The organism is Mesorhizobium sp. B263B2A, assembly GCF_020165775.1.
In the GTDB taxonomy this organism is placed as follows: domain Bacteria; phylum Pseudomonadota; class Alphaproteobacteria; order Rhizobiales; family Rhizobiaceae; genus Mesorhizobium; species Mesorhizobium opportunistum.
Window position 1 is genome coordinate 830,432 of the sequence record NZ_JAIUIU010000001.1, and the last position, 25,854, is coordinate 856,285.

Consider the following 25,854-nt stretch of genomic DNA (forward strand, 5'->3'; position numbering starts at 1 on the left):
TGCTATCCCCCCGCCGTCGGTTTGAAACCTCGCGAGACCGGCATGCGATTGTCCCTCTGCGGCGCAATCGCAAGGAGCCGACCTGCTTCAGCCCCTATCTCTACCACGCCCGTGACCTGGTCGCGACAGGCTTGCGGCTGGGTCAGTATAGCGGCCGGCTCATATGTTGGGGCGTTGGCCATTGCGTGGTGACGCCGGGCTGCACCGGCCGCTCGAGATAGGTCGACAGCACCACGTAGCTGCGTGTCGAGGTGACGCCAGGCGTTTCATAGAGACGCGACAGCAATCCTTCGAGCGCCCTCGGATCCTCGGTGCGGACCTTGAGCAGCACGCAGGTATCGCCCGCGACGGTGTGGATCTCCTCGACTTCCGGATATTGCGAGATCGCCATCAGTTCCGGCGTCTTGCCCCAGCCCTTGGTGTCGATATGCACGAAAGCGAGCAGCGGCTTTCGCACCGCATTGGGGTCGATGATGACAGCCGTGCCGCGTATGGCGCCGCTGCGCCGCAGGCGCTTGACCCGCTCATGGGCGGCGGGCGGCGAAAGGCCGACACGGTCACCCAGTTCGGCGTAGCTGACCGTGGCGTCCTCGACGAGAACGCCTAATATCTTTCGGTCGATCGCGTCGACATCACGGGGTGCTGGCCTGTTCCGCCGAATGCCATCTGTTTCTTCATCCATATCGATAATCCCGATTGCTACAGAATTTAATACGGCCATTATGTTGATATGTCGAACAGTGATCAAGCCACGACCTTCGCAGCCGACGCCAGGCCGCCGATCCCGGCGCTGGCCTATCTTTTGACCGGGTGCATCGCCGTGATCGGCTCGAACTCGCTGGTGCTGGGCCCGATTGCACCAGCGGTGGCCGCGTCGTTCGCAACCAGCGTCCCGACCGTCATGGCTGCTGCGGCGGCGTTTGGCCTGGGCACCTCGGCAAGCGCCCTGTTCCTGGCCCGCTATATCGACCGGCTCGGCGCACGCCGGATGCTGCAGGGGGCGTTGCTGCTGCTGGCGCTGGCACTTGTCGCGAGCGCGGCGGCGCCAACGGTGATCATGCTGGTCGCGGCACAGCTGGTTGCCGGCATCGCCGCCGGCGTCGCCATGCCGGCGATCTACGCCAGTTCGGCGGCGATCGCGCCGCCCGGCCGTGAAAGCGGGACGATCGGCGTCGTGCTCACCGGATGGACGCTCAGCATGGTGGCCGGCGTTTCGCTGTCGGCCGTGCTTGCCGATCTCGTGCATTGGCGCGCCGTCTTTGCCGCCGTCGCGCTCCTCGCGATGCTTGCACTGGCCGGCCTCACCATGACGTCGCTGAGCGACATCAGGAAGAGCGGCCCGGCGCCAGCACCGCTGGCCGCACTCGGCATTCCCGGCATTGTGCCGCTTCTCGTCGCCTGCGCGGCCTTCATGACCGCCTTCTACGGTGTCTATGGCTACCTCGGCGACCACCTTCACAGCGGACTGGGCAAGCCGGTGAGCGCCAACGGTTGGGCCGCCCTCGCCTACGGCATCGGTTTCGGCATGGCTGCTCTCCTCGACGGCGTGATCGATCGCCTCGGCGCCCGTCGCGTCATGCCGTTCGCCTATCTGCTTGTCGCCATCGTCTACGTCGCCATTGCCGCGACGAGCGACAGTTTCGGGCTAACCATAGCCATGGTCGCGGTGTGGGGACTTGCCAATCATTTCGGCCTGAATGTCCTGGTGATGCGCCTCTCCGCGCTCGATCCCTCGCGGCGCGGCACGATCATGGGCCTGAATAGCGCGGTGACCTATCTGGCGGTCTTTGTCGGCACCACCGGCTTCGGCCCGCTCTATGCCAGCTTCGGCTTTGCCACCTGCGCGATGATCGCGGCCTTGCTCATGCTGGTTGCCGCCTCGGCGGCGGCATGGCGCACGCGCCACTCAAGCAGCACCTGATGGGCCAGCGGCGTTGGCGCGGTTGACAGCCGCGCCCTGCCCTTTCATACAAAGCCGTTAATGTTCTCAGGGCGGGGTGAAAGTCCCCACCGGCGGTAGGGGTTTCGACCCGAGCCCGCGAGCGCTTTCCAATAAAATTGGAAAGGTCAGCAGATCCGGTCTGATTCCGGAGCCGACGGTATAGTCCGGATGAAAGAGAACGAACGAAAGACGGACCGCCCCGGCGGGCCGGATTTTGTATCGTGCGTCCTGATTCTGGTTCGAAACGGAAGGATGGACCCATGAATCAGCATTCCCACAAAGACTATGACACTGTTCGCATCGCCGTCATTCGCGCGCGCTGGCATGCCGATATCGTCGACCAGTGCGTCGCGGCCTTCGAGGCAGAGCTTTCCGCGCTTGGCAACGGACGCTTTGCGGTCGATGTCTTCGACGTGCCTGGTGCCTACGAGATCCCATTGCACGCCAAGACCCTGGCCCAGACCGGCCGCTATGCCGCGATCCTGGGCACGGCGTTCGTCGTCGATGGCGGCATCTACCGGCATGAGTTCGTCGCCGGCGCCGTCATCGACGGCATGATGAATGTGCAGCTGTCGACCGGCGTGCCGGTGCTTTCGGCGGTGCTCACGCCACATAATTATCACGGCAGCGCCGAGCATCACCGCTTCTTCTTCGAGCACTTCACCGTCAAGGGCAAGGAAGCGGCCAATGCCTGTGTTCAGATCCTGGCGGCTCGGGAAAAGATCGCGGCATGAAATGTTCGCAGCCGGGTGGAAATCGCGATAACACCCGGTAGTATTTGCGAAATGCCGAATTCGGGAGGATGCCGGTGCAGACCAAGAAGATCATCAATAACGGCAACCGCGCCGTCGACGAGATGCTCGAAGGGATCCTCGCCGCGCATCCTCGCCATCTCAGGAGCGCGGATGGCAGCCCGCGCTCGATCGTCGCCCGCGACGGGCCGCGGCCAGGCAAGGTCGGGCTGGTGATCGGCGGCGGCTCGGGCCACGAGCCGACCTTTCTCGGCTTTGTCGGCAAGGGACTGGCGGACGCGGCGGCCATCGGCAATGTCTTTGCCTCGCCACCACCCGATCCGATCCTGGAATGCGCCAAGGCGGTGAGCGGCGGCGCCGGCGTCCTGTTCATGTACGGCAACTATGCCGGCGACGTGATGAACTTCGACATGGCGGCCGAGATGGCCGGCATGGACGACATCGAGGTGCGCACCGTGCTGACCACCGACGACGTCGCTTCGGCACCGCGCGACCAGCGGGACAAACGCCGCGGCGTCGCTGGCAATTTCTTCATCTTTAAGGCAGCCGGCGCCGCATGCGACCGGATGCTCTCCTTCGATGAATGCGAGCGCATCGCGCGCAAGGCCAATGACCACACCTTCACCATGGGCGTGGCGCTGTCGCCCTGCTCGCTGCCGCAGACAAGGCGGCCGAATTTCGAGATCGGCGCCGACGAAATGGAGATCGGCATGGGCATCCATGGCGAACCCGGCATCGCGCGCGGCAAGCTCGGGACCGCCGACGAGATCACCGACGAGATGCTGGACAAGATCCTCGCCGAGATGTCGCCTTCGCGCGGCGACAAGGTCGCGGTGCTGGTCAACTCGCTCGGCTCGACACCCCTGATGGAGCTTTACATCATGAACCGCCGGGTCAAGCAGAGGCTCGACGACATCGGTGTTTCCATCCACGCGACCTGGGTCGGCAACTACTGCACGTCGCTGGAAATGGCCGGCGCATCTGTGACCTTGATGCATCTCGACGGCGAACTGCAGACGATGCTCGACCACCCTTGTGACTGCACCATGTTCCGCGCCGGCTGACGAAGGAGCGATCCGTGACCATCGATGCCGCCGACCTGAAAAGAATGTTCGATGAAATCGCCGTGGCGATCGAGGCCGACAAGGACCGGCTCTGCCAGCTCGACGGTGTCATCGGCGACGCCGACCATGGCATCGCCATGGCGCTTGGTTTCGGCGCCGTACGCGATGCGCTGGCATCGCTCGACCTCTCGGCTGTCGAGCCGACCGCGCTGCTCAACGGCGCGGCGAAGTCTTTCCTCAATGCGGTCGGCGCTTCCTCAGGCCCGCTCTATGCGACGGCCTTCATGCGTGCGGCTGCCGCCGTCAAGGGCAAGGCGACGCTGACGGACGCGGAATTCATCGCCCTGTTCCAGGCCATGGCGCAGGGCATCAAGGATCGCGGCAAGGCCGAACCTGGCGAAAAGACAATGATCGATGCCTGGCAGCCGGCGGCTGAAGCAGCCGTGGCCGCGCATGCTGCCGGCAAGACGCTGTCCGAAAGTCTGGCCGCCGCGCTTGCCGCCGCCGAGTCTGGTGCCGAAGCGACCAAGGACATGGTCGCGGCCAAGGGTCGCTCGGCCCGGCTCGGCGAACGCTCGCTCGGGCACATCGACCCGGGCGCGGCCTCGGCGGTCACCGTGATCGGCGCGATACGCAAGAGTCTGGCTTAAGCCTTCGTGGCGTCGAGCCTGTTTATGGCTTGGACATTGCCGGCAGACGGCCCCTTCTCATCGAATTCGGAGGCGAGCCACGTGTCGACGATCGCCTTGGCCAGTTCCGGGCCGATGACGCGGGCGCCCATGGTGATGATCTGCGCGTTGTTGGATTTGGCGGCGCGTTCGGCTGAATAGGTGTCGTGGGTGAGCGCGGCGCGGATGCCCGGCACCTTGTTGGCCGAGATCGAGACGCCGATGCCAGTGCCGCAGAACAGGATGCCGCGATCGTTGTCGCCGTCGACGATCGTCTGGGCGAGCTTTTGCGACAGGTCGGCGTAGTAGCCGGCCTGGCTGAGATCGCTGACGGTGAGACCGGGCTTGGTCGCCAGATGTGCGGCGATGACATCGAGCAGCGGCTTGCCGGCGCTGTCGGCCCCAATGGCTATTTTCATGATCGTGTCCTTTCTTGACTGGATGCGTTTGATTTCAGATCGCGGCCGAGGCGCGGCCGAGGATGTCGATGTAGCCTTGCGCCTGCCAGGCGGAGCGGCCGATGAAGAGACCGTCGACATTGGGCTGACCGATCAGTTCGGCGGCATTGCCGGGGTTGACGCTGCCGCCATAGAGCACCGACGGGACGGACGGCAGCAGGCTACCGGCCACGGCCTTGATCAGTCCCTGCTGTTTGTCGGCATAGTCGGAACTGGCCGGAATGCCCTTGTCGCCGATCGCCCAGACCGGCTCGTAGGCGAACAGGATTGTTGCGCCCTTCACTTCCTCTTCGAGGAATTGCAGCGCACCCTCGACCTGCCTGGCCAGCACCGCATCGGCCTCGCCGCTTTCGCGCTCGGCCAGCGTCTCGCCGACGCAGATCAGCGGTATCAATCCGTGCTTCACGGCCGCCGCCGTCTTCAGGCCGACGGTGCGATCGGTCTCGCCGAAATGCTCGCGCCGTTCGCTGTGGCCGAGTTCGACCAAATCGAGCCCGCAATCGGTCAGCATCACGGGTGAAATCTCGCCGGTCCAGGCGCCGGCATCGGCCCAATGCATGTTCTGGGCGCCGACCTTGACCCGCGTCGAGGACAGCGCCTGCGTGACCTCGCGCACTGCGGTGAATGGCGGGATGACGAAGGGTTGGAGGCGGTCATCGAAACCAGGGACGAACCCGGCCAGGATCGCGGCGAATTCCATCGCCTCGGTGAGCGTCTTGTTCATCTTCCAGCTTGTACCGACCCAGTAAACCACGCTTACCGCTCCTTGCCTTCTGTTTGACCACGAACTCCCGAAGAGAGCTCCGCTTTCGGGATCATGGTCCCTTGTCGATCACCGTCAGCGAAACGCCGCCGGCCGCCAATGCCTCGCGCATTCCAGACCCCGGCTCGCGTCCGGTGAAGACGGCGTCGAACGCGCTGAGATCCGTCAGGAAATGCAGCGCCGTGCGGTCGAACTTGCCGTGATCGACCAGCAGATATTTGCGGGTGGCGGCCGCCATCATCAGCCGCTTGGATTGCACCACCTCCTGGTCCTGATGGAAGGCGGAAGCGCCGTGAATGGCCGATGACGACAGGAAGGCGACGTCGGCGCGCAGCGATTTGAGCGAGGCCTCGGCAAGCAGGCCGAAAAAGCCGTGGAACTTCTTGCTGTACTGGCCGCCGAGCGCGATGAGATTGATGCCTCCGGCGCCGGCCAGTTCCTGGATGACGGCCAGATTGTTGGAGATCACCGTCAGCGGCCGCAAATCGGCGAGATGCCGCGCAATGCCGCCCGCGGTCGAACCGTCGTCGATGATCACTGTCTGGCCGGGTTCGATCATGGCGACCGCGGCTGCCGCCAGGCGCTGCTTTTCCTCGGTCGCCTGCTTCTGCCGGTAGCGGAAATCGCTTTCGAAGAGGCTGCTCGGCTGGATCGAGGCACCGCCGCGCACCTTGCGCAGGAACCCGCTTTCCTCAAGTTCGTCGAGGTCGCGATGCACGGTCATCTTCGAGATGCCAAAGCGCAAGGCGAGATCATCGACGCTCGCCGCGCCGGCGTCCATCAGGAAATCCATGATGCCTTGCCGTCTGGTATCGCTCTTCATCGCAGCCGACCGCCGAACGGCGCTCCTTGATCGAGCCCAAGAGATAACAGATATCATCGCAAAAGTATCAGGATTTTTGTTATAATGAGATATTTTCCTGGGATATACCCACAGCTTTCATCACGGCGCTGTAACAAGAATTGCAGCGGGGACCATCTCTGGCGGTTGCGGTCGCGCCGAAATCCGGCCAGAAGCATCGATGGGCTGAACGATGCGCGGACAGTCCGCAACCACAGGTTCGAAACCAGATACGGGAGACTAATCGTTGGCTCGCATCACACTGAGACAATTGCTCGATCACGCCGCCGAATATGGCTATGGCGTGCCGGCCTTCAACATGAACAACATGGAACAGGGCCTCGCCATCATGGAGGCGGCGGAAGAGACCAAATCGCCTGTCATCCTGCAGGCAAGCCGCGGTGCACGCGCTTATGCCAATGACGTGGTGCTGGCCAAGCTGATCGATGCGCTGGTCGAAATCCATCCCGACATCCCGGTCTGCATGCATCTCGACCATGGCAACAACGAAGCCACCTGCGTCACCGCGATCCAGTACGGCTTCACCTCGGTGATGATGGACGGGTCGCTGAAGGAAGACGGCAAGTCGCCGGCCGACTACGCCTACAATTCCGGCATCACCAAGCGCGTCGTCGACATGGCGCATTGGGGCGGCGTCTCCGTCGAAGGCGAGATCGGCGTGCTCGGCTCGCTCGAGAGCGGCGGCGGCGAGCAGGAAGACGGCCACGGCGTCGAAGGCGCAATCAGCCACGACCAGCTGTTGACCGATCCGGTGCAGGCCGAACAGTTCGTGCGCGACACCCATGTCGATGCGCTGGCGGTGGCCATGGGCACCAGCCACGGCGCCTATAAATTCTCGCGCAAGCCCGATGGCGCGGTGCTGGCGATGAACGTCATCGAAGAGATCCATCGCCGCCTGCCGAACATGCATCTGGTCATGCACGGCTCGTCCTCGGTGCCGGAGGACCTGCAGGAGATCATCAACAAGTATGGCGGCCAGATGAAGCCGACCTGGGGCGTGCCGGTGGAAGAGATCCAGCGCGGCATCAAGCACGGCGTGCGCAAGATCAATATCGATACCGACAACCGCATGGCGCTGACCGGCGCCATCCGCAAGGTGCTGACCGAGAACCCGAGCGAGTTCGATCCGCGCAAATATTTGACGCCGGCCATGGCTGCCATGCGCAAGCTTTGCAAGGAGCGCTTCGAGCAGTTCGGTACCGCCGGCAACGCACCGAAGATCAAGCCGCTGCCGGTCTCGGAAATGGCCAAGCGCTACAAGTCGGGCAGCCTCGATCCGAAATTCGGCTGAGTACATCCGACCGGGACGATCCGGTTCAACGGGCGGGCGCCTATCGGCTCCCGCCCGTTTTTTCTATCCGGCCTTCGGCACGAGATCGGACCTGCCCGTCTCGATGAAGGGTGCCCAATAGTCGACCGATTCCCGGATCATGGCGACGACCTGGTGATCGACCGGCTCGCGTTCACGGAACGACAGTTCGAGGCAAATCTCATTGTCCGTGCCGCCGCCACGCCGCACCGTCTCCAGCAGTTTTTCCGGCGTGATGCGACCGTCCTTGTTGTAAGCCGCGGTGAACGGCCAGTGGCCGCCCTTGTTCATCGACGACTGCTTGATGTGGATGATCGGCGACTTCCTGGGAAAGGCTTCTGCCCAGGCATAGGGATCGATGTCGGCCGGATTGCTGGAGGTGACGTCGCCATGGTCGATGTCGATCATCATCTGCAGCGGAATGGCCATGCCGGCGGCGTCGATCGCGCCTTGCAGCAGCCGGCAGCTCTCGATGGTGTGGCCGAATTCGCGGCCGACCGACATCGGCTCCCAGAACAAATAGCTCAGCCCGGCCACGCGGGCATGTTCGGCCACCTCGCGCCAGCATTCCAGTGCGGTGTCGAACAGCCGCGCGCGGCGCTCCGGGTCGTCGAAGTCGCGATGGGTGAAGATGGCGAACTGCGTGCCCATGCCGCTGGCGCCAAGCTCGGCGGAGATGTCGGCGAAGGTCTTGAACCAGTCGACATAGTAGCGGCGCACATCCGCGTCGGGATGGCCGAAATGGTTGAGCCGGCCGTAAGGGCCGGTCATGCCCGAAGTGACGCGCACGCCGGTGCGGGAGAGCGCGTTGCGAAACAGCCGGACGAATTTGACAATCGTCGCCGCCGGCCAGCCCGGATTGACGAATTCATGCGTGAGCTGAATGTCCCTGATGCCGATGCCGTAGGCAATCGTGTCGATCAGGTCGTCCGGCTCGGCGAAGCGGTTGACCAGCGGATTGGTGTTGAGAGAGAGCGTGAAGGCCATGGCCGCGATCCTCTCAGCGCTGTCGCGGGACATTGGCGATGACGGACATCAGCCTGCCCTCGCCAGCCGGTTCGCACACCAATGCTCGAAGGCCGCCCTTTCCTCGTTAGACAGATGCAGCCCATGCTTGGTGCGCCGTTCCAGGATGTCGGCTGAAGTCGCCGCCCACTCCTGTTCGAAGAGATAGTTGGCCTCGCGCTCGAAGAAGTCCTTGCCGAAGCATCGCCCCAATCCGGCGAGCGATCCCGTGGCGCCGACCAGAAGACGGGTCCTGGTGCCGTAAAGCCGCCCGTAATGCTTGATCAGCGATGCCGGCATCCACGGATACTCACGTCCAAGGTCGCCGAGGAACTGTTCGAAATCGGCGTTGGCGATGTCGCCGCCGGGCAAATGCACCTTCGCCGTCCAGGGCTTGCCCATCCGGGGAAAGAACGGGGCGATCCTGTCCAGCGCATGTTCGGCCAGCTTGCGGAAGGTGGTGATCTTGCCACCGAAGACCGAAAGCAGCGGCGCCTGCGCGTCGGGCGCATCGAGCTCGAAAATATAGTCGCGGGTGACCGCGCTCGGGTTGTCGGCATTGTCGTCATAGAGCGGCCTGACGCCCGAGAACGAATAGACGACATCGCTGCGCGCAAGGCCGCGCTTGAAATAGCGGTTGATCACCCTGATCAGGTAATCGATCTCGCTCTCATCCGCCGTCACGTCCTCGGGCCGTCCCTCGTAGGGAATGTCGGTGGTGCCGATCAAGGCGAGATCGTTCTGATAGGGATTGATGAAGATCACGCGCTTGTCGCTGTTCTGGACGAGATAGGCGTGCCGCCCCTCCCAGAATTTGGGCACGACGATATGGCTGCCCTTGACCAGTCTGACGTTGCGCTTCGAGTTCTGACCGGCCACGCGGTTGACGATGTCGTTGACCCAGGGGCCGGCGGCGTTGATCAGGGCGCGTGCGCGAACCGTCGTCCTGGCGCCCGTCCCGCCGTCCCGCATCTCGACGACCCACAGGCCGTTCTCGCGGCGGGCGGCGGTGCAGGCGGTGCGGGTGAAAACCTTGGCGCCGCGTTCGGCGGCGTCGAGCGCGTTGATGACGACGAGGCGGGCATCGTCGACCCAGCAGTCGGAATATTCGAAGCCGCGCTTGAAGCTGTCGTTGATCGGCGCACCCTCGGGCGCCGTGCGCAGATCAAGCGTGCGGGTCGGCGGCAGCCGCTTGCGGCCGCCGAGATGGTCGTAGAGGAACAGGCCGAGCCGCACCAGCCAGGCCGGCCGATCGTCCGGGCTGTGCGGCAGCACGAAGCGCATCGGCCAGATAATGTGCGGCGCCGATTCCAGCAGCACCTCGCGCTCGATCAGCGCCTCGCGCACCAGGCGGAATTCATAGTATTCGAGGTAGCGCAGGCCGCCATGGACGAGCTTGCCCGAGCGCGAGCTGGTGCCTTCGGCAAGATCGTCCTTTTCGCACAGGATGACGGAAAGGCCGCGACCAGCGGCATCGCGCGCGATGCCGGCGCCATTGACGCCGCCGCCGACGACGAAGAGGTCGACGATTTCGGTGCCGCCGCTCATCCCGCTCTGGCCTCGATGCCGGATTGGTACGCCATGACCGCCACGCTCAGCACGGATTGACAGGAGGAAGGCCGGCGATGTAGCGGCGCACCTCTTCGGCGGCCTGCTCGGCGGCATAGGTCACGGTGCGCACCGAGGCGCCGGCGATATGCGGCGTCAGCGTCACGTTGGGGAGCTGCAGCAAAGGCCAATCCGACGGCACCGGTTCGATCGCGAACGTCTCCAGCATGGCGCTGGCGATCTGCCCCGAAACCAGCGCCTCGTAGAGTGCGTCATAATCGACCAGCGGCCCGCGCGCGGTGTTGACGAAGATCACGCCGGGCTTCATCCGCGCGATGGTGTCCTTGCCGATCAGGCCGCGCGTCTCCTCGGTCACCCTGGAATGCAGCGTGACCACGTCGGAGCGGGACAGGAGATCGTCGAGCCTAACCAATTCGACGCCGGCATTGCGATCCTCCGCGCTCAATTGCACATAGGGGTCGCTGACCAGGACGTGGCAGCCGAAGGCACGCAGCAGCCGGACCACCTTGGTGCCGATATTGCCATAGCCGACGACGCCGACGGTCATTTCGCCGAGTTCTCGGCCGGTGCGGTCGGCGCGGTAGAGATCGCCGCGCCATTCTCCCTTGCGCAAGGCCTCGTGGCCGACCCTGATCAGCCGCGTCTCGGCCAGGATGGCGCCGATGGTGAACTCGGCCACGGCAGTGGCGTTGCGGCCGGGCACGTTGACCACGGTGATGCCGTGATCCCTCGCCGCGGCCATGTCGATGTTGATCGGGCCGCCGCGCGATACCGCGACCAGTTTGAGCGCCGGCAGGCGGCCCATCATCCCCTCCGACAGGGGCGCGAGCTGGGTGACGAGGATCTCGGCATCGCCAATGAAATCGACGACCTCGTCGGGATGGCCGAAATATTCCTTGACCTTGTCGAGGCCGAGCGCCGGATTGCCGAACTCCATCGGCTCGTCGGGCCAGGCCGTCTGCAATGTGCGGATATCGAGATCGCCACTCGCGACCTTCTCGATTTTGGCGCGAAACACGTCCGGAAGCATGAAGTTGTCGCCAATGATCGCAATTTTCCTGGGCATACTCGACTTCTCAATTTGCCTGCACTGTAGCCATCGCGCGCCAGACCGGCCGCAACGCCTGGTGCGCCAACATGTAGGATGGGGTCATCTTGTCGTAGATCGCGGCGAGGCTGCGGTCGCTCGGCTCGGCATCGCCGAGCAGCGGCGTCACCCATTCGCCGACGCACGCGTCCATGGACGGGTAGAGGCCGACGCAGACAGCGGCGATCATCGCCGCGCCCGCGGCACCCGCCTCCTCGCGCGCGCTGGTGCGGATGTCGGCGCCCAGCGCGGCACCAAGGATCTTGCGCAACGCCGGGCTTCTGGCGGCGCCGCCGGTGAGGCGGACTTCGCGCGGCAGCGGCCCCATGGCGGCGTAGCAGTCGCGCGCGGCGAACGCCAACCCCTCGAAGACGGCGCGGACGAGGTCGGCATAGCCGTGCCGCGAGGAAATGCCGACGAAGCCTGCCCTGGCATTGGCATCGACGAACGGCCCGCGCTCGCCGGCTTCCGACACATAGGGCTGGTAGAGCAGCGAGGCGGGCTGCGAGGCGGCGATCCAGGCATCGACCAGCGCGATCATCTCGCCATTGCTGCGCGAAATGCCTTGCGAGGCGAGGATGCCCGAGGCAAGCCCGAGGACCCAATCGATGTTGAGCGTCGCCGCCATGTTCGACTGCATCTGGGCGAACACGCCGGGGGCCGGCATCGCCATCGTGTAGCCAGTTGCCGCCTGATTGAGCTGCACGTCGTCGGGGGTTTCGGCCAGCCGCATGTGCATGCCGGTGGAGCCGATGATCGAGCAGCCGGGCTTGCGCTCGCGGTCGAGCAGGCCGGCGCCGAGCGCGGTGCAGACAACGTCGACATAGCCGAGCACCACCGGCGTGCCGGCCAGCATGCCGGTGGCGTCCGCCGCCGCCTGCGACAGACCGGTGCTGTGCCTTGTGCCGTCGACGATCGGCGGCAGCAGATGCCTGAGATCGGCGACGCCGAGCACGTCGAGCACCTCGTCGCTGTAGTCGCGGGTGTGGAAGTCGCCGAAGGTGAAGGTTCCCTCGGACGGGTCGGTGGCGCGCTCACCGGTGAGCTTGAAATAGAGCCAGTCCTTGCAGTGGAACGCGGTTGCCGCCTTGCCGAGCGTTTCGGGCATGTTGCGCTTCATGAACACGAACTGCGAGCCCTGCTGGCAAGCGGCGAGCCCGCTGCCGGTCTTTTCGAAGCGCAGCCGATCCTGCGGCCGCGCGCGGATTTCCTCGACGATTGCCGCCGCGCGGGCGTCGAGCCAGAGCCAGCCCTTCGCCACCGGCTCGCCCTTGCCGTCGATCAGCCAGGTGCCGTCGCCCTGCCCGGTCACCGCGATCGCCACGGTCCGGCTGGCGAGATCGGGCACCTTGTCGGCGAGTTGGCGCAAGGTCGTGGCGGCATCGCTCCATGTTCGCGCCAAATCCTGTTCGGCGCCGCCGCCCGGCAATGTCTCATAGTGGTTCGGCAGCGCGGCGGCGGCGATCTGCCGGCCTGCCGTGTCGAAGGCAATCGACTTGATGATCGACGTGCCGGCATCGATGCCGATCAGTATGTCACGCATCAAGCAAGCTCCATGCCGTGCGAAATGGCCTCGCCGCTCGCCTGATCGAAGACGTGCAGGTTCCCGGGATCGATGCTGACGTTGATCGGCGCACCCAGATCCAAGCGCGTGCGGTCATGTTCGACGAGGACCAGCGAACCGCCAGCAAAGTCCGCCGCTATATGGGTCTGGTCGCCGAGCCATTGGTTGGCCGAGACCCTGGCCGGAACGCCCTCCTTCGAGCGCCGCACGGCGTAGGGCCTGATGCCTATGACGACCCGCTCGCGGCCCAGCAGTTGATCGCGGACCGGAGCGCTGAAGGCGTCCTTGTCGTAGTCGAGCGACAGGCCGTCCGGCAGCCGCAGGCTGATACGGCCGGCAGTGGCGCCGACATAGGCCTCGAAGACGTTCATCGGCGGCTCGCCGACGAAGGTGCCGGTGAACAGGTTCGCGGGACGCTCCTTGATCTGGTCCGGCGTGTCGAACTGCTGCAGCACGCCGCCCTCCATCACCGCGATGCGGTCGGCAAGCGCATTGGCCTCGGTCTGGTCGTGGGTGACCAGGATCGCGGTCAGGCCGCGCTCCTTGATGAAGTGCTTGATGCGGCCGCGCAGCACGGCGCGAAGCTGCGGTTCGAGCTGACCCATCGGCTCGTCCAGCAGATGCAGGTCGGCCTCGCGGATCAGCGCCCTGCCAAGACTGGCGCGCTGCTGCTGGCCGCCGGAGATGGAGCTCGGATAGCGCTCCAGTATGTCCTCGATCTCGAGCAGCTTGGCGATGCTGGCCACCTTGGCGTCGACCTCGCTCTTCGGCAGCCTCGCCGCCTTGAGCGCGAAGGCCATGTTCTCGCGCACGGTCAGCGGCGGATAAAGCGAATAGCCCTCGAAGGCCATCGCCACGTTGCGCCTGACCGGCGGCAGAGTATGCACCTGCCGGCCACCGACCGAGATCGCACCGCGCGACACCTCCTCGAAGCCGGCGATCATGCGCAGCGTCGAGGTCTTGCCGCAGCCCGACGAGCCAAGCAGGGCGACGATCTCGCCCTTGCCGATTTCCATCGTCAGCTTCTTGACGGCATGAACGCCCCGGTCGATCGGACCATAGAACTTGTCGACACCGGAAATGGTGAGTGCGCTCGGGCTCATGCCGCTTCTCCGCTGCGCAGATTGAGGACGTTCTTGGAGCCGATGCGATCGCCGCTCGCCTGATCGAACAGCAAGGCGCTCTTGCCGTCGACGGCGATATGGGCCTTGCCTTCGCTGCGGCCCGGCGTTCCGGCCGGACGCGAGACCAGGACCTCGCGGCCGCGCACGGTGCGCACCAGCGTGACGATCTTTTCGTTGAGCGGCGTCTCAGCCTCGACCGTCACCGGAATGGCGCCGGGCACGCTTTCCTCGACGAAGCCGAGCGCTTCGGGCCGCAGGCCGATCACGCAGTCACGGCCGACTGCGGTTTCGTAGGCGCCGGCCAGATGGACCTGAACGTTGGACAGGCCGACATAGATGCCCTTGGCGTCGCGCGCGGGCTTGACGTCGAGCAGGTTGATGGTGGGATCGCCGAACAGCCGCGCAATCTCGATATTGGCCGGCTCGCGATAGATCTGCTCGGGCGTGCCGAGTTGCCTGATGACGCCTTGCGACATCACCGCGATGCGGTCGCCGAGCGCCATGGCTTCCTTGTAGTCCTGGGTGACGTAGACGACGGTGGCACCGCGATCGGCGAGCAGCCGCGGCAGTTCGAGCCGCATCTCGAAACGCAGCTTGGCATCGACATTGCGCAAGGGATCGTCGAGCAGCAGAAGCGGCGGGGAGCCGACCAGGGCGCGGGCAAGAGCCGTACGCTGCTTCTGGCCATTGGAGAGCGCGCGTGGCTTATGGGAGAGCACATGGGCGATCTTCAGCAGCTTGGCGACGCTCTCAACGCCGGCCTTGATCGCGCCTTGCGACGAACGCTTGGCGGCGAGCGGCGTGGCGATGTTGTCGAAGGCGGTCATATGCGGAAACAGGGCGAAATTCTGGAACGCCATGCCGACGCCGCGGAATTCCGCATCGACATCGGTCATGTCGTCGCCGCCGATGAATATCTTGCCCTCGTCTGGGTCGATGACGCCGGCAACCAGCCGCAGCAGCACCGTCTTGCCGGCACCCGAGGGCCCGAACAGGACGAGGGTTTCGCCGTCGGCAACCGTCAGCGACAGATTGTCGAGGACGGTCTGGCTCTTGTAGCGCTTGACCACATTTTTCAGTTCGAGGCTGGCCATATCTATCCTTTCACCGCGCCAAGCGACAGGCCTTCGACGAGATAGCGCTGCGCATAAAGCGCGAGCGCCAGGGTCGGCGTGATCGAGAGCACGATGGCCGCCGAAATCTGGCCGTACTGGATGCCCGAGGAAGTAATGAAGGCAAGCGCGCCGACCGTCACCGGCTGCTTGTCGGCCGAGGCCAGCACCAGCGCGAAGACGAAATTGTTCCAGGCGAAGATGAAGGCGAGCAGGCCGGCAGCGGCGATGCCGGGGCCGGCGAGCGGCAGCGCGATCTTGCGGAAGGTGGCGAACCAGGAATGGCCGCCGATGCGATAGGCATATTCGATGTCGGCCGGAATATCCTCGAAATAGCCGCGTACGATCCACAGGATCAGCGGCAGGCAGATCAGCTGGTAGACCCAGATCAGCCCGATATAGGTGTTGGCGAGCCCGAGCTTCTGGAAATAGAGGGTGAGCGGCAGGAGCACCAGCAGCGCCGGTGCGAACTTGAACGACAGCAGCGTGAAGGCGATGTCCTCCGAGCCGCGGAATTTGTGCCGCGCAAAGGCGTAGGCCGCCGGCACGCCGAGCAGCAGCGAGACCGCGACGGATGTCACCGACAGGAATACCGAATTCCACAAATTGCGCATGAAGGCGATGTCGAGCGTGCCTGCGGCGGTCATCAGCTTGCCGGTGATCAGCGCGGTATAGTTGGCGAGCGTCGGCTCGAAGATCAGCTGCGGGGGAATGCGCAGGATGGTCTCGTTGGTCTGGAACGACATCATGAAGATCCAGACGATCGGGAACATGAAGAAGATCACCACCAGCGTCAGCGCCACGCCGCGCAGGATGCGTTCGAGAAGCGAGGTGTGTTCCATCGCCGCCTCCTATGCCTGCCCACGGGCGCGTTCGCGCAGCCGCAGCCAGTTCTTGATGAAGATGTTGGAGAGGAAATAGGTGATCGCCCACAGGATGATCATCAGCGCCGCCGAACGGCCGACATTGGTCGACTGGAAGAAATTGAGATAGGCCTCGACCTGGAAGACGGTCAGCGTGTCGCCCGGTCCGCCCTGCGTCATGGCATAGATGATGTCGAACTGCTGGATGGAATCGAGCAGCCGGAACAATGTCGCGGTCAGGATATAGGGCGTCAGCATCGGCAGCGTGATGCGGAAGAAGACGAAGCTCCGCGGCACGCCATCGAGCGCGGCTGCCTCGAAAGGCTGCGTCGGCAGGCTGCGCAGGCCGGCAAGCAGCAGGATCATGATGAAGGGCGTGTAGACCCAGATGTCGACGAGCACGACGGTGAACAGCGCCGTCGACGGCGAGGAGGCCCAGCGGAAATCCTGCAGGCCGATCAGGCTGGCGAGATAGCTCAGCACGCCGAAGCCGGGATTGGTCATCAGCTTCCACATCAGCGCGGCAAGCGCGGGCGCCGTCATCAGCGGCATCAGGAGCATGATCGAGATGAAATTGTTCAGCGTCGAGCGCTTCTGCAGCAGCAGGGCGATGGCGAGGCCCAGAAGCAGTTCCAGCACGACGGTGGTGCCGGCATAGAGCAGCGAGACCTTGAGCGTGTTCCAGAACTTCGGGTCGGTGAAGAAGGAGATGTAGTTGTCGCCCCAGTTGAACTGGCGCGCCCAGGGCTGGCTCAGCCGGTAGCGCTGGAACGAGTAGACCACCGAGGTCAAGAACGGGATCAGGATGCCGATGCAGACCAGCAAGGCCGGCAGGCTGAGCACATAGGGCAGCACCCTTTTGCTGATCCTGAAGCCGGATGGCTTGTGCCTTTGCGATACCACCGCAGTCATCGAGATGCTCCGTTGTTACTGTCGCTTCGCCCCTGCCGGCCGCCCAAGGGAGCAAGGCGACCGGTCGGGCGAAATGGCGGGCTTTTTTCGAGCATCGGATTTTCCCAAAACCGGATTCCACTTTCGGGTCCGATGCTCGCTTTTTCTCGAGCATCGGATTTTCCCAAAACCGGTTTCCACTTTTGGGTCCGATGCTCAAGGCACCGCATCGCAAACAAGAAAAAGTGTGACGAGGGCCGGCCCGCCAAGCAGGCCGGTCCTCGTTGCGACTTAACCGAGACCGGCCTCCTTGAGCTGGCCGTTGATGCTCTCGGCCAGCTTGTCGAGGCCCTCGTCGACCGGCACCTCCTTGGACACCATCTTCTGCAGCGTTGCCGCCCATTCGGTGGTGAGGTCGAAGAACAGCGGCTGCGCGGTGAACTTGATGCTGGCGCCCGGCGCCGAGGCGTCGAACATCTCGACGTAGCCCGGATAGCTCTTGTTCAGCTTCTCGCGGAACATCTCGTCCTTCCAGACCGACTGGCGGACCGGATTGACGAAGTCCATCTTGGTGGCGCCGAACAGCCCATGCTCCGGCCCCGAGGCCCATTGCATGAAGTACCAGGTAGCGTCCTTGTCCTTCGAGAAGTTGGACATCGACAGCGACCAGATCCAGATGTTCGGCGTCGGCGCCTTGGCATCCGGGTTGGCCTTGAAGGAGGCGAAGGCAAGCTTGCCGGCCATCTTGTTGTCGCCGCCATTCATGAAGTAGCCGAGGATGTCGGCGTCGAAGATCATGGCCGAGGCGCCGGCGCCGAGATCGGTTCCGACCTGATACCAGGTGTAGGTCGACCAGTCCTTGGGGCCGCTCTCCTGGATCATCTGAACCCACTGCTTGTGGAAAGCCTTGGATTGCGCGGTGTTCATGGCGGCCGACAATTTGCCGTCGGCCGATACATTCAAGTCCTTCTGGTCGAAGTTGGCGTAGGCCGACAGGAAGCCCGGATGGATCGTCGCCCAGGAGCGCGAGCCGCGCACGCCGATGCCGTAGACGCCGCCGCCGACATCCTTGGTGAGCTTGGCCGCGGCGGCCACCATCTCGTCCATGTTGCCGGGGACCTTGACGCCCGCCTTGTCGAACATTCCCTTGTTATAGGTGATGTTGTTCTGCTCGAAGCCCCACGGAATGCACCACTGCTTGGCGTCCTCCGAACCCAGCGCGCCGCCCGGCTTGCCGTTCCAGGCACAGGAATTCCTGACGCCGGGCAGGAAGTCGTCCCAGGCATAGTTCGGGTTGGTCTTGGCCGGGTCCTTGATCCATTCGTTGAGGTCGGTGATCCAGCCAGCGGGACCATAGGTCCAGGTCATGTAGGCACCGGTCATGAAGGCATCATATTCGGGCGAGCTTGCCGACAGTGCCGCCGTGACCTTGTCGAAATAGACGTCTTCGGGGAACACGTCATAGACGACGTTCATGCCGGTCAGCTGCTTGAAGTTCTCCAGATCGGCGATCATGGCATCGGCATAGGGATGCTTGTTGAGCAGGAGCTTGATGGTCTTGCCCTTGTGCGCCTGCCAGTCGAAGTCGGCGGCGAGCGCTCGGGTCTGCCCCAGATTGAGCAGCGTGCCGGCGGTGCCGGCGGCAAGGCCCATCGCACCCAGGCCCTTGATCAGTCCGCGACGGTCGACTTGTCCGCGCAGGAAGGCGTCAATGAGGTCTTTCTCTTTCTCATGCATTTCGTTTTCTCCTCCACAGGGTAGTTTCAACTGAACGGTTGCCGGCTACCCGACCGGCGTCTCTTCCACGAGCGATCGTGCCGTCCGCTCGTCGGTTATCAGGCCCTTGAGATAGCGGCCTTCCAGCACCGCCTTGATGGCACGAACCTTGATCTTGCCGCCGGCGACGGCGACGATCCGGCGGCTGGCAATGTCCTCACGCGCCAAAGCCAGCGCCCGGTTGGAAACCGTCGTCGCCACCGCATTGCCGGCGCCGTCGAAGAAATGGCCAAGCAATTCGCCGACGCCGCCATTTCGGCGGATCTCCTCCATCTCGCCTTTCTCGATCATGCCGGTGGCGACCAGGGACGCCTCACGTTCGGCGGTGCCGATACCGGCGAACAAAAGATCGGCGGATCTGGCGAGGTCGAAGACCTCGCTGATGCCCTTCTGGCCGAGCAGGACAGTCCGATCTTCGGCTGTGTTGGCGAACATCGGCACCGGCATCACATAGGCTTCGGCGCCGGTGCGCTCGGCGAGGCGGTGGATGACATCATGCGGATTGGCCGAGAATTTCCGCGTCAGGCCGCCAAGCAACGAAACGAAACGGATCCGGTCGGTCGAGGTGCGCGGCAGATATTCGACGCAGGCGGCCAGCGTACGGCCATGACCGACGCCGATCAGCGCCTGCTCGCCGCGTTCGATCTCGCGCTTGAGGAACTGCGCGCCGGCGATGCCGAGCGCCTTGAGCGGCAGATCCTCGGCGTCAAAATCAGGAACGACTTCGCAGTAGTCGAGGCCGTAGCGGCGGGACAGTTCGTCCTCAAGTTCGACGCATTCCGAAACTTCGCCGTCGATATAGACCTTCACCAGCCCTTCCTGGTTGGCCTTGGTGATGAGGCGATGGGCCTTGAGGCTGGTCAGCCCCAGGCGCTTGGCAACCTCGGACTGGGTCATGCCGCCGGCGTAATGAAGCCAGGCGGCGCGCGCCGCCATGCTGCTTTCATCGTCGCGCAGGAGACCGTTGCCGAACCCTACCATTTCCACCCTATGATATTTTTATCAGTTGCTGCAAAATTTTTCACAAGGCTTCGCCAGAGTCAAGCGTCGCCGTTCAAATCGCGTGGCGGCGTGGTTTTGCGGAGCTGCCCGGGCGTCCCGCCGGAACTTCGGGAGCGAGAAAAGGTTTTAGATCGACATCCCGGTGTCGCGGCATGCCAGGAAGGCACGGGCCAGAAGGCGCGGGGCCAGGAAGGAGCATGTCATGAGCAAGGATCGTGACAGGGAAGGACCGGTTTTTTCCGGAAAAAATGCACGGCAAGGCGAAATCATCCTGCGCACGCGCACGCAGCGCATCATCTTCATCGCCGGCCTGGTCGGTATCGTCGTGCTGGCATTGGTGCTGACTTTCGCCATCCGGTGACCGGTGCGCGAGGTGTTGACTGAGGGCGGGAAGCATCCCGCCCACAAGGAACCAACGATGTTCGAGCCGTTTTGCTGCGATATGCCGCTTCACCCGACCTGGCCCGATCTCGCCGCACGCCTGCTGCTCACCATGCTCGCCGGTTTCCTGATCGGCCTGAACAGGGAAGCGCGCGGCCACACCGCCGGGCTTCGGACGACCATCCTTGTCGGCCTTGCGGCCGCGATCGCCATGATCCAGGCCAACCTGCTGCTCGACACGACGGGCAAGGGAGCGGACTTCTTCGCCCGCATGGATGTGCTGCGGTTTCCGCTCGGCGTCCTGACGGGCGTCGGCTTCATCGGCGGCGGCGCCATCCTTCGCCGCGGCGATCTTGTGACCGGCGTCACCACCGCCGCCACGATGTGGATCATGACAATGATCGGACTGGCGTTTGGCGGCGGCCAGTTCGGCCTTGCGGGAGTTGCGACCCTGCTGACCCTTTTTACGCTTCAGGCGCTGAAATGGGTCGACCTCAGGATTGCGCGCGACCACCGTGCGATCCTGTCGGTCTCCTGGGCGGATGGATCCCCGCCCGACCTTCAGGAGATGGTGCGACCGCTTGGCTACGGCGCGCGCCTCGCCATGATGGAGCACGATCCCGGCCGGGACCGCTTCGTGTACTCGTTCAATATCGAGTGGAAACAGCCCGATGCGATCGAACCGTCGACGGAAATCCTGGCGCTGGTCGCCCGACAATGCGAGGTCGAGCGGTTTGAACTGATCGGCGAGAAGGCTTCCTGATTGGCCGAGCGTTGCTGGCCGACGCGCCTACGCGCCGGGGAAGCCACGCCCTGCACGCAAACTGGCGCCCGCTCTACTCCGCGGGCAGCCGCCGTCCGGTCCATCGAAATCGAGCAGAGCCTTACTGCAAGATCCGCGCGGCGGGCGGCATGGAATGGTCATGCGCGATGCCGGCATCGGCATCGCCCACACCGAGTGCGCGGTCGAGACCGGTCGCCACCACCGAAACCCGGAAGCGGCCTTCCATGCTCTTGTCGAAGATGGCGCCGACGATGATATCGGCGTCCTCGTAGACTTCCTCGCGGATGCGGGTGGCGGCCTCGTCGACCTCGAACAGGGTCATGTCCCTGCCGCCCGATATCGAGACCAGGACGCCCTTGGCGCCCTTCATCGACACCTCGTCGAGCAGCGGATTGGCGATCGCGGCTTCCGCCGCCTTCATGGCACGGCTTTCGCCGGACGCCTCGCCGGTTCCCATCATGGCGCGGCCCATGCCGCGCATCACCGATTTGACGTCGGCGAAGTCGAGATTGATCAGGCCTTCCTTGACGATGAGATCGGTGATGCAGCTGACCCCGGAATAGAGCACCCGGTCTGCAATGACGAAGGCGTCGGCGAAGGTGGTCTTGGCATCGGCGATCCGGAACAGGTTCTGGTTGGGGATCACGATCACCGTGTCGGCGGCCTCGCGCAGCCGCTCGATGCCTTCTTCGGCCATCTGCATGCGGCGCCTGCCCTCGAAGGTGAAGGGCTTGGTGACAACGCCCACGGTCAGGATGCCGGCCTTGCGCGCCGCTTGCGCAATGATCGGCGCAGCGCCGGTTCCGGTGCCGCCGCCCATACCGGCGGTGACGAAACACATATGCGTGCCGGCCAGATGATCCATGATCTCGTCGAGCGACTCCTCGGCCGCGGCACGGCCGATCTCGGGAAGCGATCCGGCGCCCAGCCCCTCGGTGACGTGAGCGCCAAGCTGGATCAGCCGCGTCGCCTTCGACATGGTCAACGCCTGCGCATCGGTGTTGGCGGCAATGAACTCGGTTCCCTGAAGCTGCTCCGCGATCATGTTGTTGATGGCGTTGCCGCCGCCGCCGCCGACGCCGATGACGGTGATCTTCGGTCTCATCTCGGAGATCTCGGGCTTTGTGAACTCTGCCATGCCGCTTTCTCCTTCATGAATTGCGCGCGCTTCACGGCCCACCCGCACATGTCCTTTGGGGGCAATGCAACCGGGCGGCACGACGCGAATCAGTCCGCCCAAGTGGGTACCCCAAAAAGCCAGAGAGCGGCCAGAGGTGCAAGACCGCGCAAGCTCAAGATTTATGATGAAGGGGCCGACCTCGCGCGACCGACCTGTCCGGCCCCGGCGATCGGGCGCGGTCCGGTGGCTTTTCAGGACGCCTTGCGCTCGGAAACGTGGCTGGGTCGCCCCCTCCATGATCGACATGAGCGCGAACAATTCCGCCTGCGATGAAAGCCGCATTGTCGTAAAAGCTGCTTGCGAAAAGCAGGGATGCGAGCGATTTGTCCAGTATGCCCTCCGAGGAAGTACACAGGCCGGGATCGCGGAAATGAAACGTCCCGTCGATCATGGCGCCATGGCCGTTTCAGGCTACACGGTACCCTGGCACACGGGGGCCGGGACGCCTATCGCGCTCCATGTCTCGTCGTCACGGCCGGCGCGCGATGTGCGGATCGTGCGGCTCGACACAGCCGAGTTCATGGACTGGCATGTCGAACCGACCGGGAATGCCCCGTCGCATCGCGACTTCGATCAGGGGTCCTTCCTGAAGATCGCGGCGTCGGAACTGGCCAAGGCTGCGGAAATCACCGGTGTCGCCTTCGAGGTGTATTTGACCCGCAATGACGGTGTCCGCGTGCTCTTCGAAAGCGGAAACTTGCGCCTAGGGTTGCAGGACGGGCGGCTGACGTCAGGCGTTGACGGCAAGCCGCTCGAAACCGGGCAGAGCTTGCCGGCAAACACCTGGCTGACGGTCGAGATTTCGCTCGATGGCAGCGGGACGGCACTACAGATAAGCTCGGACGACCTGCTGTCGCCGTTTCGCCTGCATCATCGATTCGATCGGCCCTGGTCCGCGTCCGGTGACATGGTCTTCGGCGCCAGCGCGGCAAACGACGTCAGGTCGCTCAACGCCAAATTCTCGTCGATCGCGCTGCAAAGCGAAACCAGGCGCATTGTCTGGACCTTCCCCACCCTGCTGCCGAGCGGCCCGATCGCCTCGACAGGCGGCGATAGCGCCCTCTTGCTGGAAACGGTCAACCAGCCGGCGTTCTGCATGACCTCGCGCCGCTGGGACGGATCGAGCTTCGATCCAAGGCTGGTGCCGTCGCATTACGACGCGGTGCATTGCCATGACGACGACATGGGCGCACTGCAGTGGCCCGCCTCATACCATTTGCAGATTCCGGCGGAAGCGTCTGCCGGCGTTTATGCTTTCGAGGTCGGGCATGGCGGTGGATCGGAGCGCATCGTCTTCTTCATCACCTCGTCGGCACCCTCATCGGCACAACGGGCGCCGCTGCTGTTCCTGGTGCCGACCGCCACCTATCTCGCCTATGCCGATGAATTCCTGCCGGCGTATCTCTACGAATGGATGTGCGAAGATCGCGGCCATCGCTTCGCCATCAATAACAATCTGAAATCGCTCTACGACTATCACAGCGACCTCAGCGGCGTGTCGATCTCGTCCTACAAAAAGCCGAAGGCGACGCTGCGCGACGATTACAATTATCCGCTGTGCGGCTGTCCCCACAATCTGCCGGTCGACCTGCATTTTCTGCGCTTCTGCCACAACAACGGCATCGCTTTCGATCTCATCACCGACCGCGACCTGCATGAGCGGGGCGTTGCTGGCCTTGACGGCTACCGGGCGGTCATCACCGGCAGCCATCCCGAATACATGTCGGTCGCGATGGAGCATGCGCTGCGCCAGTTCGCGGCGGCTGGCGGCAGCATCGCCTATCTCGGCGGCAATGGCTTTGCCGGCAAGGTCGCGTTCCACGGCGATCTGATGGAACTGCGCCGCTCGCCACTCGAGGCGGCCCGGACCTGGGACGGGCCGATCGCCGAACAATCGCTGTCGATCACCAACCAGCCGGGCGGCTATCTCCGCGCCAGCGGGCGCGGCGAATTCTCGCTGACCGGCGTCGCCATTTCGCTGATGGGTTTCGATGCCGCGCGGCCCTTTACACGCACGCCGGAAAGCCATGACGCTTCCGCGGCATGGCTGTTCGACGGCGTCGCCAGCGAGACCTTCGGCGACGAGGGCATCGTGCTTGGGGGTGCTGCCGGCTACGAGGTCGACGCCACCGACCCGCATCTTGGCACCTCTCCCGATACGATAGTCATTGCCCGCGCGACCGGCTTCCCCGACAGCTTCGTCCACGACGCGACGCGCTGGTACGAGGGCGGCGCGGACGAACGCGCGTCTCGGCGCTGCGCGGAGATGACGCTGCGCCATCTGCCTTCGGGCGGTCTGATTTTCTGCGCGAGTTCGGTCGCCTGGTGCGGCGCATTGCCTGCCGGCGACGCCATGAACGACGTCGGCAGGATCACGAAGAATTTGCTGACGCATCTGGCGGCGACAAAGGGTCGGGCGAACCCTGATCGATGAGCGTTCTCGCGCCGGCGAGCGGCATCACGGAACCGCGTCACTGCCGGCCGAGAACCGCGACCTCACCCGCCCGCAGCATCGCGCGTTGGCTTGCCGGTCGATGATCGAGGCGTCTATCATGCCCCGTCCGCGGCTGTTGTCGTCAGGCCAGATTTCAGAACGAGCGAAGTAGCGCCCCCGCCAATGACCGACAGAACACAATTCGGGTTGACCGCCGTCGACACCGTCCCCTTGCATGAGAAGGTCTATCTAGAGCTCGTGCGAGCCCTGATGTCCGGCCAGTTCGCGCCCGGCCAGCGGCTGACCTCGCGCAAGCTCGCCAAGGAGCTCGGCACCAGCGACATGCCGGTCCGCAGCGCCTTCATGCGGCTGCAGGCACTGCGGGCGTTGAGCCCGATGCCGAACGGCAGCGTCGAGGTGCCCGTCATTTCGGCCGAACGGTTCTCGCAATTGACCGCCGTGCGCACGATCCTCGAAGGCTCGGCGACCGAACTTGCGACCAAACGCATCAACGGCAACAATCTGCGCGCGATCCGACGCCATTGCAATGAACTCACTCTCGCGGCGCGCGAAGGCGATATCGACGACTATCTCAGGAAGAACCACGACTTCAAATTCTCGATCTATCGCCATTGCGGCAACGAGCAGATGATCTTCCTGATCGAGACCGTCTGGATGCAGGTTGGCCCCTTCCTGAGGAACCTCGCCATGGGCTTCGAAGACGATCTCTCCTCCATCCTCGACATCGACTATCACGAGGAGGTGGTCGCGGCGATCGAGGCCCAGGACGCGACGCGCGCCCGCGCGGCCATCGTTCGCGACATCGACGAAGGCGCCGCGCACATCCTGCGGCAAGCCAGATTTCCGGAATCCAGGAGCTAGGATTGGGACTTCCGACAGGCGGCTATGGTTCTTTTCACCTTGGAGATTGGCTGAAGTCTCCCAACTTCGTCATTCTATGGCGGAGCAAGGAGCGACGCGGCGCAGACCATAGGATCCATTCCGTGACGTTGCTGACAGGTGCAGCGGAGCAGAATTCTCGACCGCAGTGACGCTTGTGAGTCCCGGCATGGATCCTCGGGTCTGCGCCGCGTCGTTTCGCTCCTTGCTCCGCCCGTGGATGACGAAATCATTGATGTTTCCGCTAGTCGCAAGGCATGCGGTCCATCAACGCAAGGGGATCCGTCAAGACTTCCTGCCGGAGGACCAGCATCCGCCCAAGAACTGCGGGCCGACACCACAGCTCGAATGCCCCTTGGCTTTC

Annotated in this window: 24 protein-coding genes and 1 riboswitch; of the genes, 9 read left to right on the top strand and 15 right to left on the bottom strand. The window is 64.1% G+C overall.

Going from position 1 to position 25,854, the window contains the following annotated elements; genetic code table 11:
- Positions 1-142 precede the first annotated feature (142 nt).
- Positions 143-682 carry an Lrp/AsnC family transcriptional regulator gene (locus LB568_RS03995; protein ID WP_224687501.1) on the bottom strand — a complete coding sequence of 180 codons (540 nt, stop codon included), beginning with the start codon at positions 680-682 and terminating at the stop codon, positions 143-145.
- Positions 683-730: 48 nt separating this feature from the next.
- Between LB568_RS03995 and LB568_RS04000 the strand changes: the two genes are divergently transcribed.
- The 4 genes from LB568_RS04000 to dhaL all read left to right on the top strand — a co-directional run bounded on the left by LB568_RS04000 (position 731) and on the right by dhaL (position 4,408).
- Positions 731-1,921: an MFS transporter gene (locus tag LB568_RS04000; RefSeq protein ID WP_224729192.1), complete on the top strand. Its 1,191-nt coding sequence runs from the start codon at positions 731-733 to the stop codon at positions 1,919-1,921.
- Positions 1,922-1,979: 58 nt separating this feature from the next.
- Positions 1,980-2,126, top strand: a riboswitch (FMN riboswitch).
- A gap of 76 nt (positions 2,127-2,202) precedes the next feature.
- Positions 2,203-2,676: a 6,7-dimethyl-8-ribityllumazine synthase gene (locus LB568_RS04005; protein ID WP_013896824.1), complete on the top strand. Its 474-nt coding sequence runs from the start codon at positions 2,203-2,205 to the stop codon at positions 2,674-2,676.
- A gap of 68 nt (positions 2,677-2,744) precedes the next feature.
- Positions 2,745-3,758, top strand: coding sequence for a dihydroxyacetone kinase subunit DhaK (locus LB568_RS04010; protein ID WP_224729193.1), 1,014 nt, complete (start codon positions 2,745-2,747; stop codon positions 3,756-3,758).
- 14 nt (positions 3,759-3,772) lie between these two features.
- Positions 3,773-4,408 carry a dihydroxyacetone kinase subunit DhaL gene (gene dhaL, locus LB568_RS04015; RefSeq protein WP_224729194.1) on the top strand — a complete coding sequence of 212 codons (636 nt, stop codon included), beginning with the start codon at positions 3,773-3,775 and terminating at the stop codon, positions 4,406-4,408.
- Here dhaL and LB568_RS04020 read toward each other — a convergent pair.
- The 3 genes from LB568_RS04020 to LB568_RS04030 all read right to left on the bottom strand — a co-directional run bounded on the left by LB568_RS04020 (position 4,405) and on the right by LB568_RS04030 (position 6,470).
- Positions 4,405-4,845, bottom strand: coding sequence for an RpiB/LacA/LacB family sugar-phosphate isomerase (locus LB568_RS04020; RefSeq protein ID WP_140572736.1), 441 nt, complete (start codon positions 4,843-4,845; stop codon positions 4,405-4,407). The genes dhaL and LB568_RS04020 overlap by 4 nt on opposite strands.
- A 34-nt stretch (positions 4,846-4,879) precedes the next feature.
- Entirely contained in the window at positions 4,880-5,638 is a 759-nt protein-coding gene (locus LB568_RS04025; protein ID WP_224729196.1) for a triose-phosphate isomerase, read from the bottom strand.
- A 61-nt stretch (positions 5,639-5,699) separates the two neighbouring features.
- Positions 5,700-6,470 carry a DeoR/GlpR family DNA-binding transcription regulator gene (locus tag LB568_RS04030; RefSeq protein ID WP_224729197.1) on the bottom strand — a complete coding sequence of 257 codons (771 nt, stop codon included), beginning with the start codon at positions 6,468-6,470 and terminating at the stop codon, positions 5,700-5,702.
- 265 nt (positions 6,471-6,735) lie between these two features.
- Between LB568_RS04030 and fba the strand changes: the two genes are divergently transcribed.
- Positions 6,736-7,800 (top strand): class II fructose-bisphosphate aldolase, encoded by a 1,065-nt coding sequence (gene fba / locus LB568_RS04035; protein WP_095771163.1) that lies wholly within the window; start codon positions 6,736-6,738, stop codon positions 7,798-7,800.
- A gap of 63 nt (positions 7,801-7,863) precedes the next feature.
- Here the strand turns inward: fba and LB568_RS04040 are convergent, their stop codons facing one another.
- The 10 genes from LB568_RS04040 to LB568_RS04085 all read right to left on the bottom strand — a co-directional run bounded on the left by LB568_RS04040 (position 7,864) and on the right by LB568_RS04085 (position 19,790).
- Positions 7,864-8,805 (bottom strand): sugar phosphate isomerase/epimerase family protein, encoded by a 942-nt coding sequence (locus tag LB568_RS04040; RefSeq protein WP_224729199.1) that lies wholly within the window; start codon positions 8,803-8,805, stop codon positions 7,864-7,866.
- A gap of 48 nt (positions 8,806-8,853) precedes the next feature.
- Entirely contained in the window at positions 8,854-10,371 is a 1,518-nt protein-coding gene (locus LB568_RS04045; protein ID WP_224729201.1) for a glycerol-3-phosphate dehydrogenase, read from the bottom strand.
- A 46-nt stretch (positions 10,372-10,417) separates the two neighbouring features.
- A complete protein-coding gene (locus LB568_RS04050) occupies positions 10,418-11,458 on the bottom strand; it encodes a 2-hydroxyacid dehydrogenase (RefSeq protein ID WP_224729202.1) in 1,041 nt (346 codons plus the stop codon).
- Between the two features lie 10 nt (positions 11,459-11,468).
- A complete protein-coding gene (locus LB568_RS04055; protein ID WP_224729204.1) occupies positions 11,469-13,022 on the bottom strand; it encodes an FGGY-family carbohydrate kinase in 1,554 nt (517 codons plus the stop codon).
- Complete coding sequence (locus tag LB568_RS04060) at positions 13,022-14,146, bottom strand: ABC transporter ATP-binding protein (RefSeq protein WP_224729206.1); 1,125 nt, start codon at positions 14,144-14,146, stop codon at positions 13,022-13,024. Before LB568_RS04060 ends, LB568_RS04055 begins: the two co-directional genes overlap by 1 nt.
- Positions 14,143-15,261 carry an ABC transporter ATP-binding protein gene (locus LB568_RS04065; protein WP_224729207.1) on the bottom strand — a complete coding sequence of 373 codons (1,119 nt, stop codon included), beginning with the start codon at positions 15,259-15,261 and terminating at the stop codon, positions 14,143-14,145. The genes LB568_RS04060 and LB568_RS04065 overlap by 4 nt, the downstream gene beginning before the upstream one ends.
- Before the next feature lie 2 nt (positions 15,262-15,263).
- A complete protein-coding gene (locus LB568_RS04070; protein ID WP_013896836.1) occupies positions 15,264-16,121 on the bottom strand; it encodes a carbohydrate ABC transporter permease in 858 nt (285 codons plus the stop codon).
- Positions 16,122-16,130: 9 nt separating this feature from the next.
- Positions 16,131-17,054 carry a carbohydrate ABC transporter permease gene (locus tag LB568_RS04075; protein WP_023764804.1) on the bottom strand — a complete coding sequence of 308 codons (924 nt, stop codon included), beginning with the start codon at positions 17,052-17,054 and terminating at the stop codon, positions 16,131-16,133.
- A 270-nt stretch (positions 17,055-17,324) separates the two neighbouring features.
- On the bottom strand, positions 17,325-18,770 hold the full coding sequence (locus LB568_RS04080) for an ABC transporter substrate-binding protein (protein ID WP_013896838.1): 1,446 nt from the start codon (positions 18,768-18,770) through the stop codon (positions 17,325-17,327).
- Between the two features lie 45 nt (positions 18,771-18,815).
- A complete protein-coding gene (locus tag LB568_RS04085; protein ID WP_224729495.1) occupies positions 18,816-19,790 on the bottom strand; it encodes a sugar-binding transcriptional regulator in 975 nt (324 codons plus the stop codon).
- A 223-nt stretch (positions 19,791-20,013) separates the two neighbouring features.
- Here LB568_RS04085 and LB568_RS04090 point away from each other — a divergent pair, with 223 nt between their 5' ends.
- Positions 20,014-20,172, top strand: a complete 159-nt coding sequence (locus LB568_RS04090) for a hypothetical protein (RefSeq protein WP_013896840.1) — start codon at positions 20,014-20,016, stop codon at positions 20,170-20,172.
- A gap of 57 nt (positions 20,173-20,229) precedes the next feature.
- Entirely contained in the window at positions 20,230-20,955 is a 726-nt protein-coding gene (locus LB568_RS04095; RefSeq protein ID WP_224729209.1) for an MgtC/SapB family protein, read from the top strand.
- A 121-nt stretch (positions 20,956-21,076) separates the two neighbouring features.
- On the opposite strand, the gene ftsZ is transcribed toward LB568_RS04095, so the two are convergent.
- Positions 21,077-22,114, bottom strand: coding sequence for a cell division protein FtsZ (gene ftsZ, locus LB568_RS04100; protein ID WP_013896842.1), 1,038 nt, complete (start codon positions 22,112-22,114; stop codon positions 21,077-21,079).
- 412 nt (positions 22,115-22,526) lie between these two features.
- Here ftsZ and LB568_RS04105 point away from each other — a divergent pair, with 412 nt between their 5' ends.
- Positions 22,527-24,590: a N,N-dimethylformamidase beta subunit family domain-containing protein gene (locus LB568_RS04105; RefSeq protein WP_224729211.1), complete on the top strand. Its 2,064-nt coding sequence runs from the start codon at positions 22,527-22,529 to the stop codon at positions 24,588-24,590.
- A 183-nt stretch (positions 24,591-24,773) separates the two neighbouring features.
- On the top strand, positions 24,774-25,472 hold the full coding sequence (locus tag LB568_RS04110) for a GntR family transcriptional regulator (protein ID WP_013896844.1): 699 nt from the start codon (positions 24,774-24,776) through the stop codon (positions 25,470-25,472).
- The last annotated feature ends 382 nt before the right edge of the window (positions 25,473-25,854 follow it).

Excerpts from the sequence above, each read along its gene's own strand:
- LB568_RS04105 (WP_224729211.1), top strand. The coding sequence starts at position 22,527 with ATGAAACGTCCCGTCGATCATGGCGCCATGGCCGTTTCAGGCTACACG.
- LB568_RS04030 (WP_224729197.1), bottom strand. The coding sequence starts at position 6,470 with ATGAAGAGCGATACCAGACGGCAAGGCATCATGGATTTCCTGATGGAC.
- LB568_RS04070 (WP_013896836.1), bottom strand. The coding sequence starts at position 16,121 with ATGGAACACACCTCGCTTCTCGAACGCATCCTGCGCGGCGTGGCGCTG.
- ftsZ (WP_013896842.1), bottom strand. The coding sequence starts at position 22,114 with ATGGCAGAGTTCACAAAGCCCGAGATCTCCGAGATGAGACCGAAGATC.
- LB568_RS04085 (WP_224729495.1), bottom strand. The coding sequence starts at position 19,790 with ATGGTAGGGTTCGGCAACGGTCTCCTGCGCGACGATGAAAGCAGCATG.
- LB568_RS04075 (WP_023764804.1), bottom strand. The coding sequence starts at position 17,054 with ATGACTGCGGTGGTATCGCAAAGGCACAAGCCATCCGGCTTCAGGATC.
- LB568_RS04065 (WP_224729207.1), bottom strand. The coding sequence starts at position 15,261 with ATGGCCAGCCTCGAACTGAAAAATGTGGTCAAGCGCTACAAGAGCCAG.
- LB568_RS04050 (WP_224729202.1), bottom strand. The coding sequence starts at position 11,458 with ATGCCCAGGAAAATTGCGATCATTGGCGACAACTTCATGCTTCCGGAC.
- LB568_RS04005 (WP_013896824.1), top strand. The coding sequence starts at position 2,203 with ATGAATCAGCATTCCCACAAAGACTATGACACTGTTCGCATCGCCGTC.
- LB568_RS03995 (WP_224687501.1), bottom strand. The coding sequence starts at position 682 with ATGGATGAAGAAACAGATGGCATTCGGCGGAACAGGCCAGCACCCCGT.
- LB568_RS04010 (WP_224729193.1), top strand. The coding sequence starts at position 2,745 with ATGCCGGTGCAGACCAAGAAGATCATCAATAACGGCAACCGCGCCGTC.
- LB568_RS04020 (WP_140572736.1), bottom strand. The coding sequence starts at position 4,845 with ATGAAAATAGCCATTGGGGCCGACAGCGCCGGCAAGCCGCTGCTCGAT.
- LB568_RS04055 (WP_224729204.1), bottom strand. The coding sequence starts at position 13,022 with ATGCGTGACATACTGATCGGCATCGATGCCGGCACGTCGATCATCAAG.
- LB568_RS04000 (WP_224729192.1), top strand. The coding sequence starts at position 731 with ATGTCGAACAGTGATCAAGCCACGACCTTCGCAGCCGACGCCAGGCCG.
- LB568_RS04060 (WP_224729206.1), bottom strand. The coding sequence starts at position 14,146 with ATGAGCCCGAGCGCACTCACCATTTCCGGTGTCGACAAGTTCTATGGT.
- LB568_RS04090 (WP_013896840.1), top strand. The coding sequence starts at position 20,014 with ATGAGCAAGGATCGTGACAGGGAAGGACCGGTTTTTTCCGGAAAAAAT.
- LB568_RS04110 (WP_013896844.1), top strand. The coding sequence starts at position 24,774 with ATGACCGACAGAACACAATTCGGGTTGACCGCCGTCGACACCGTCCCC.
- LB568_RS04095 (WP_224729209.1), top strand. The coding sequence starts at position 20,230 with ATGTTCGAGCCGTTTTGCTGCGATATGCCGCTTCACCCGACCTGGCCC.
- LB568_RS04080 (WP_013896838.1), bottom strand. The coding sequence starts at position 18,770 with ATGCATGAGAAAGAGAAAGACCTCATTGACGCCTTCCTGCGCGGACAA.
- LB568_RS04045 (WP_224729201.1), bottom strand. The coding sequence starts at position 10,371 with ATGAGCGGCGGCACCGAAATCGTCGACCTCTTCGTCGTCGGCGGCGGC.
- LB568_RS04040 (WP_224729199.1), bottom strand. The coding sequence starts at position 8,805 with ATGGCCTTCACGCTCTCTCTCAACACCAATCCGCTGGTCAACCGCTTC.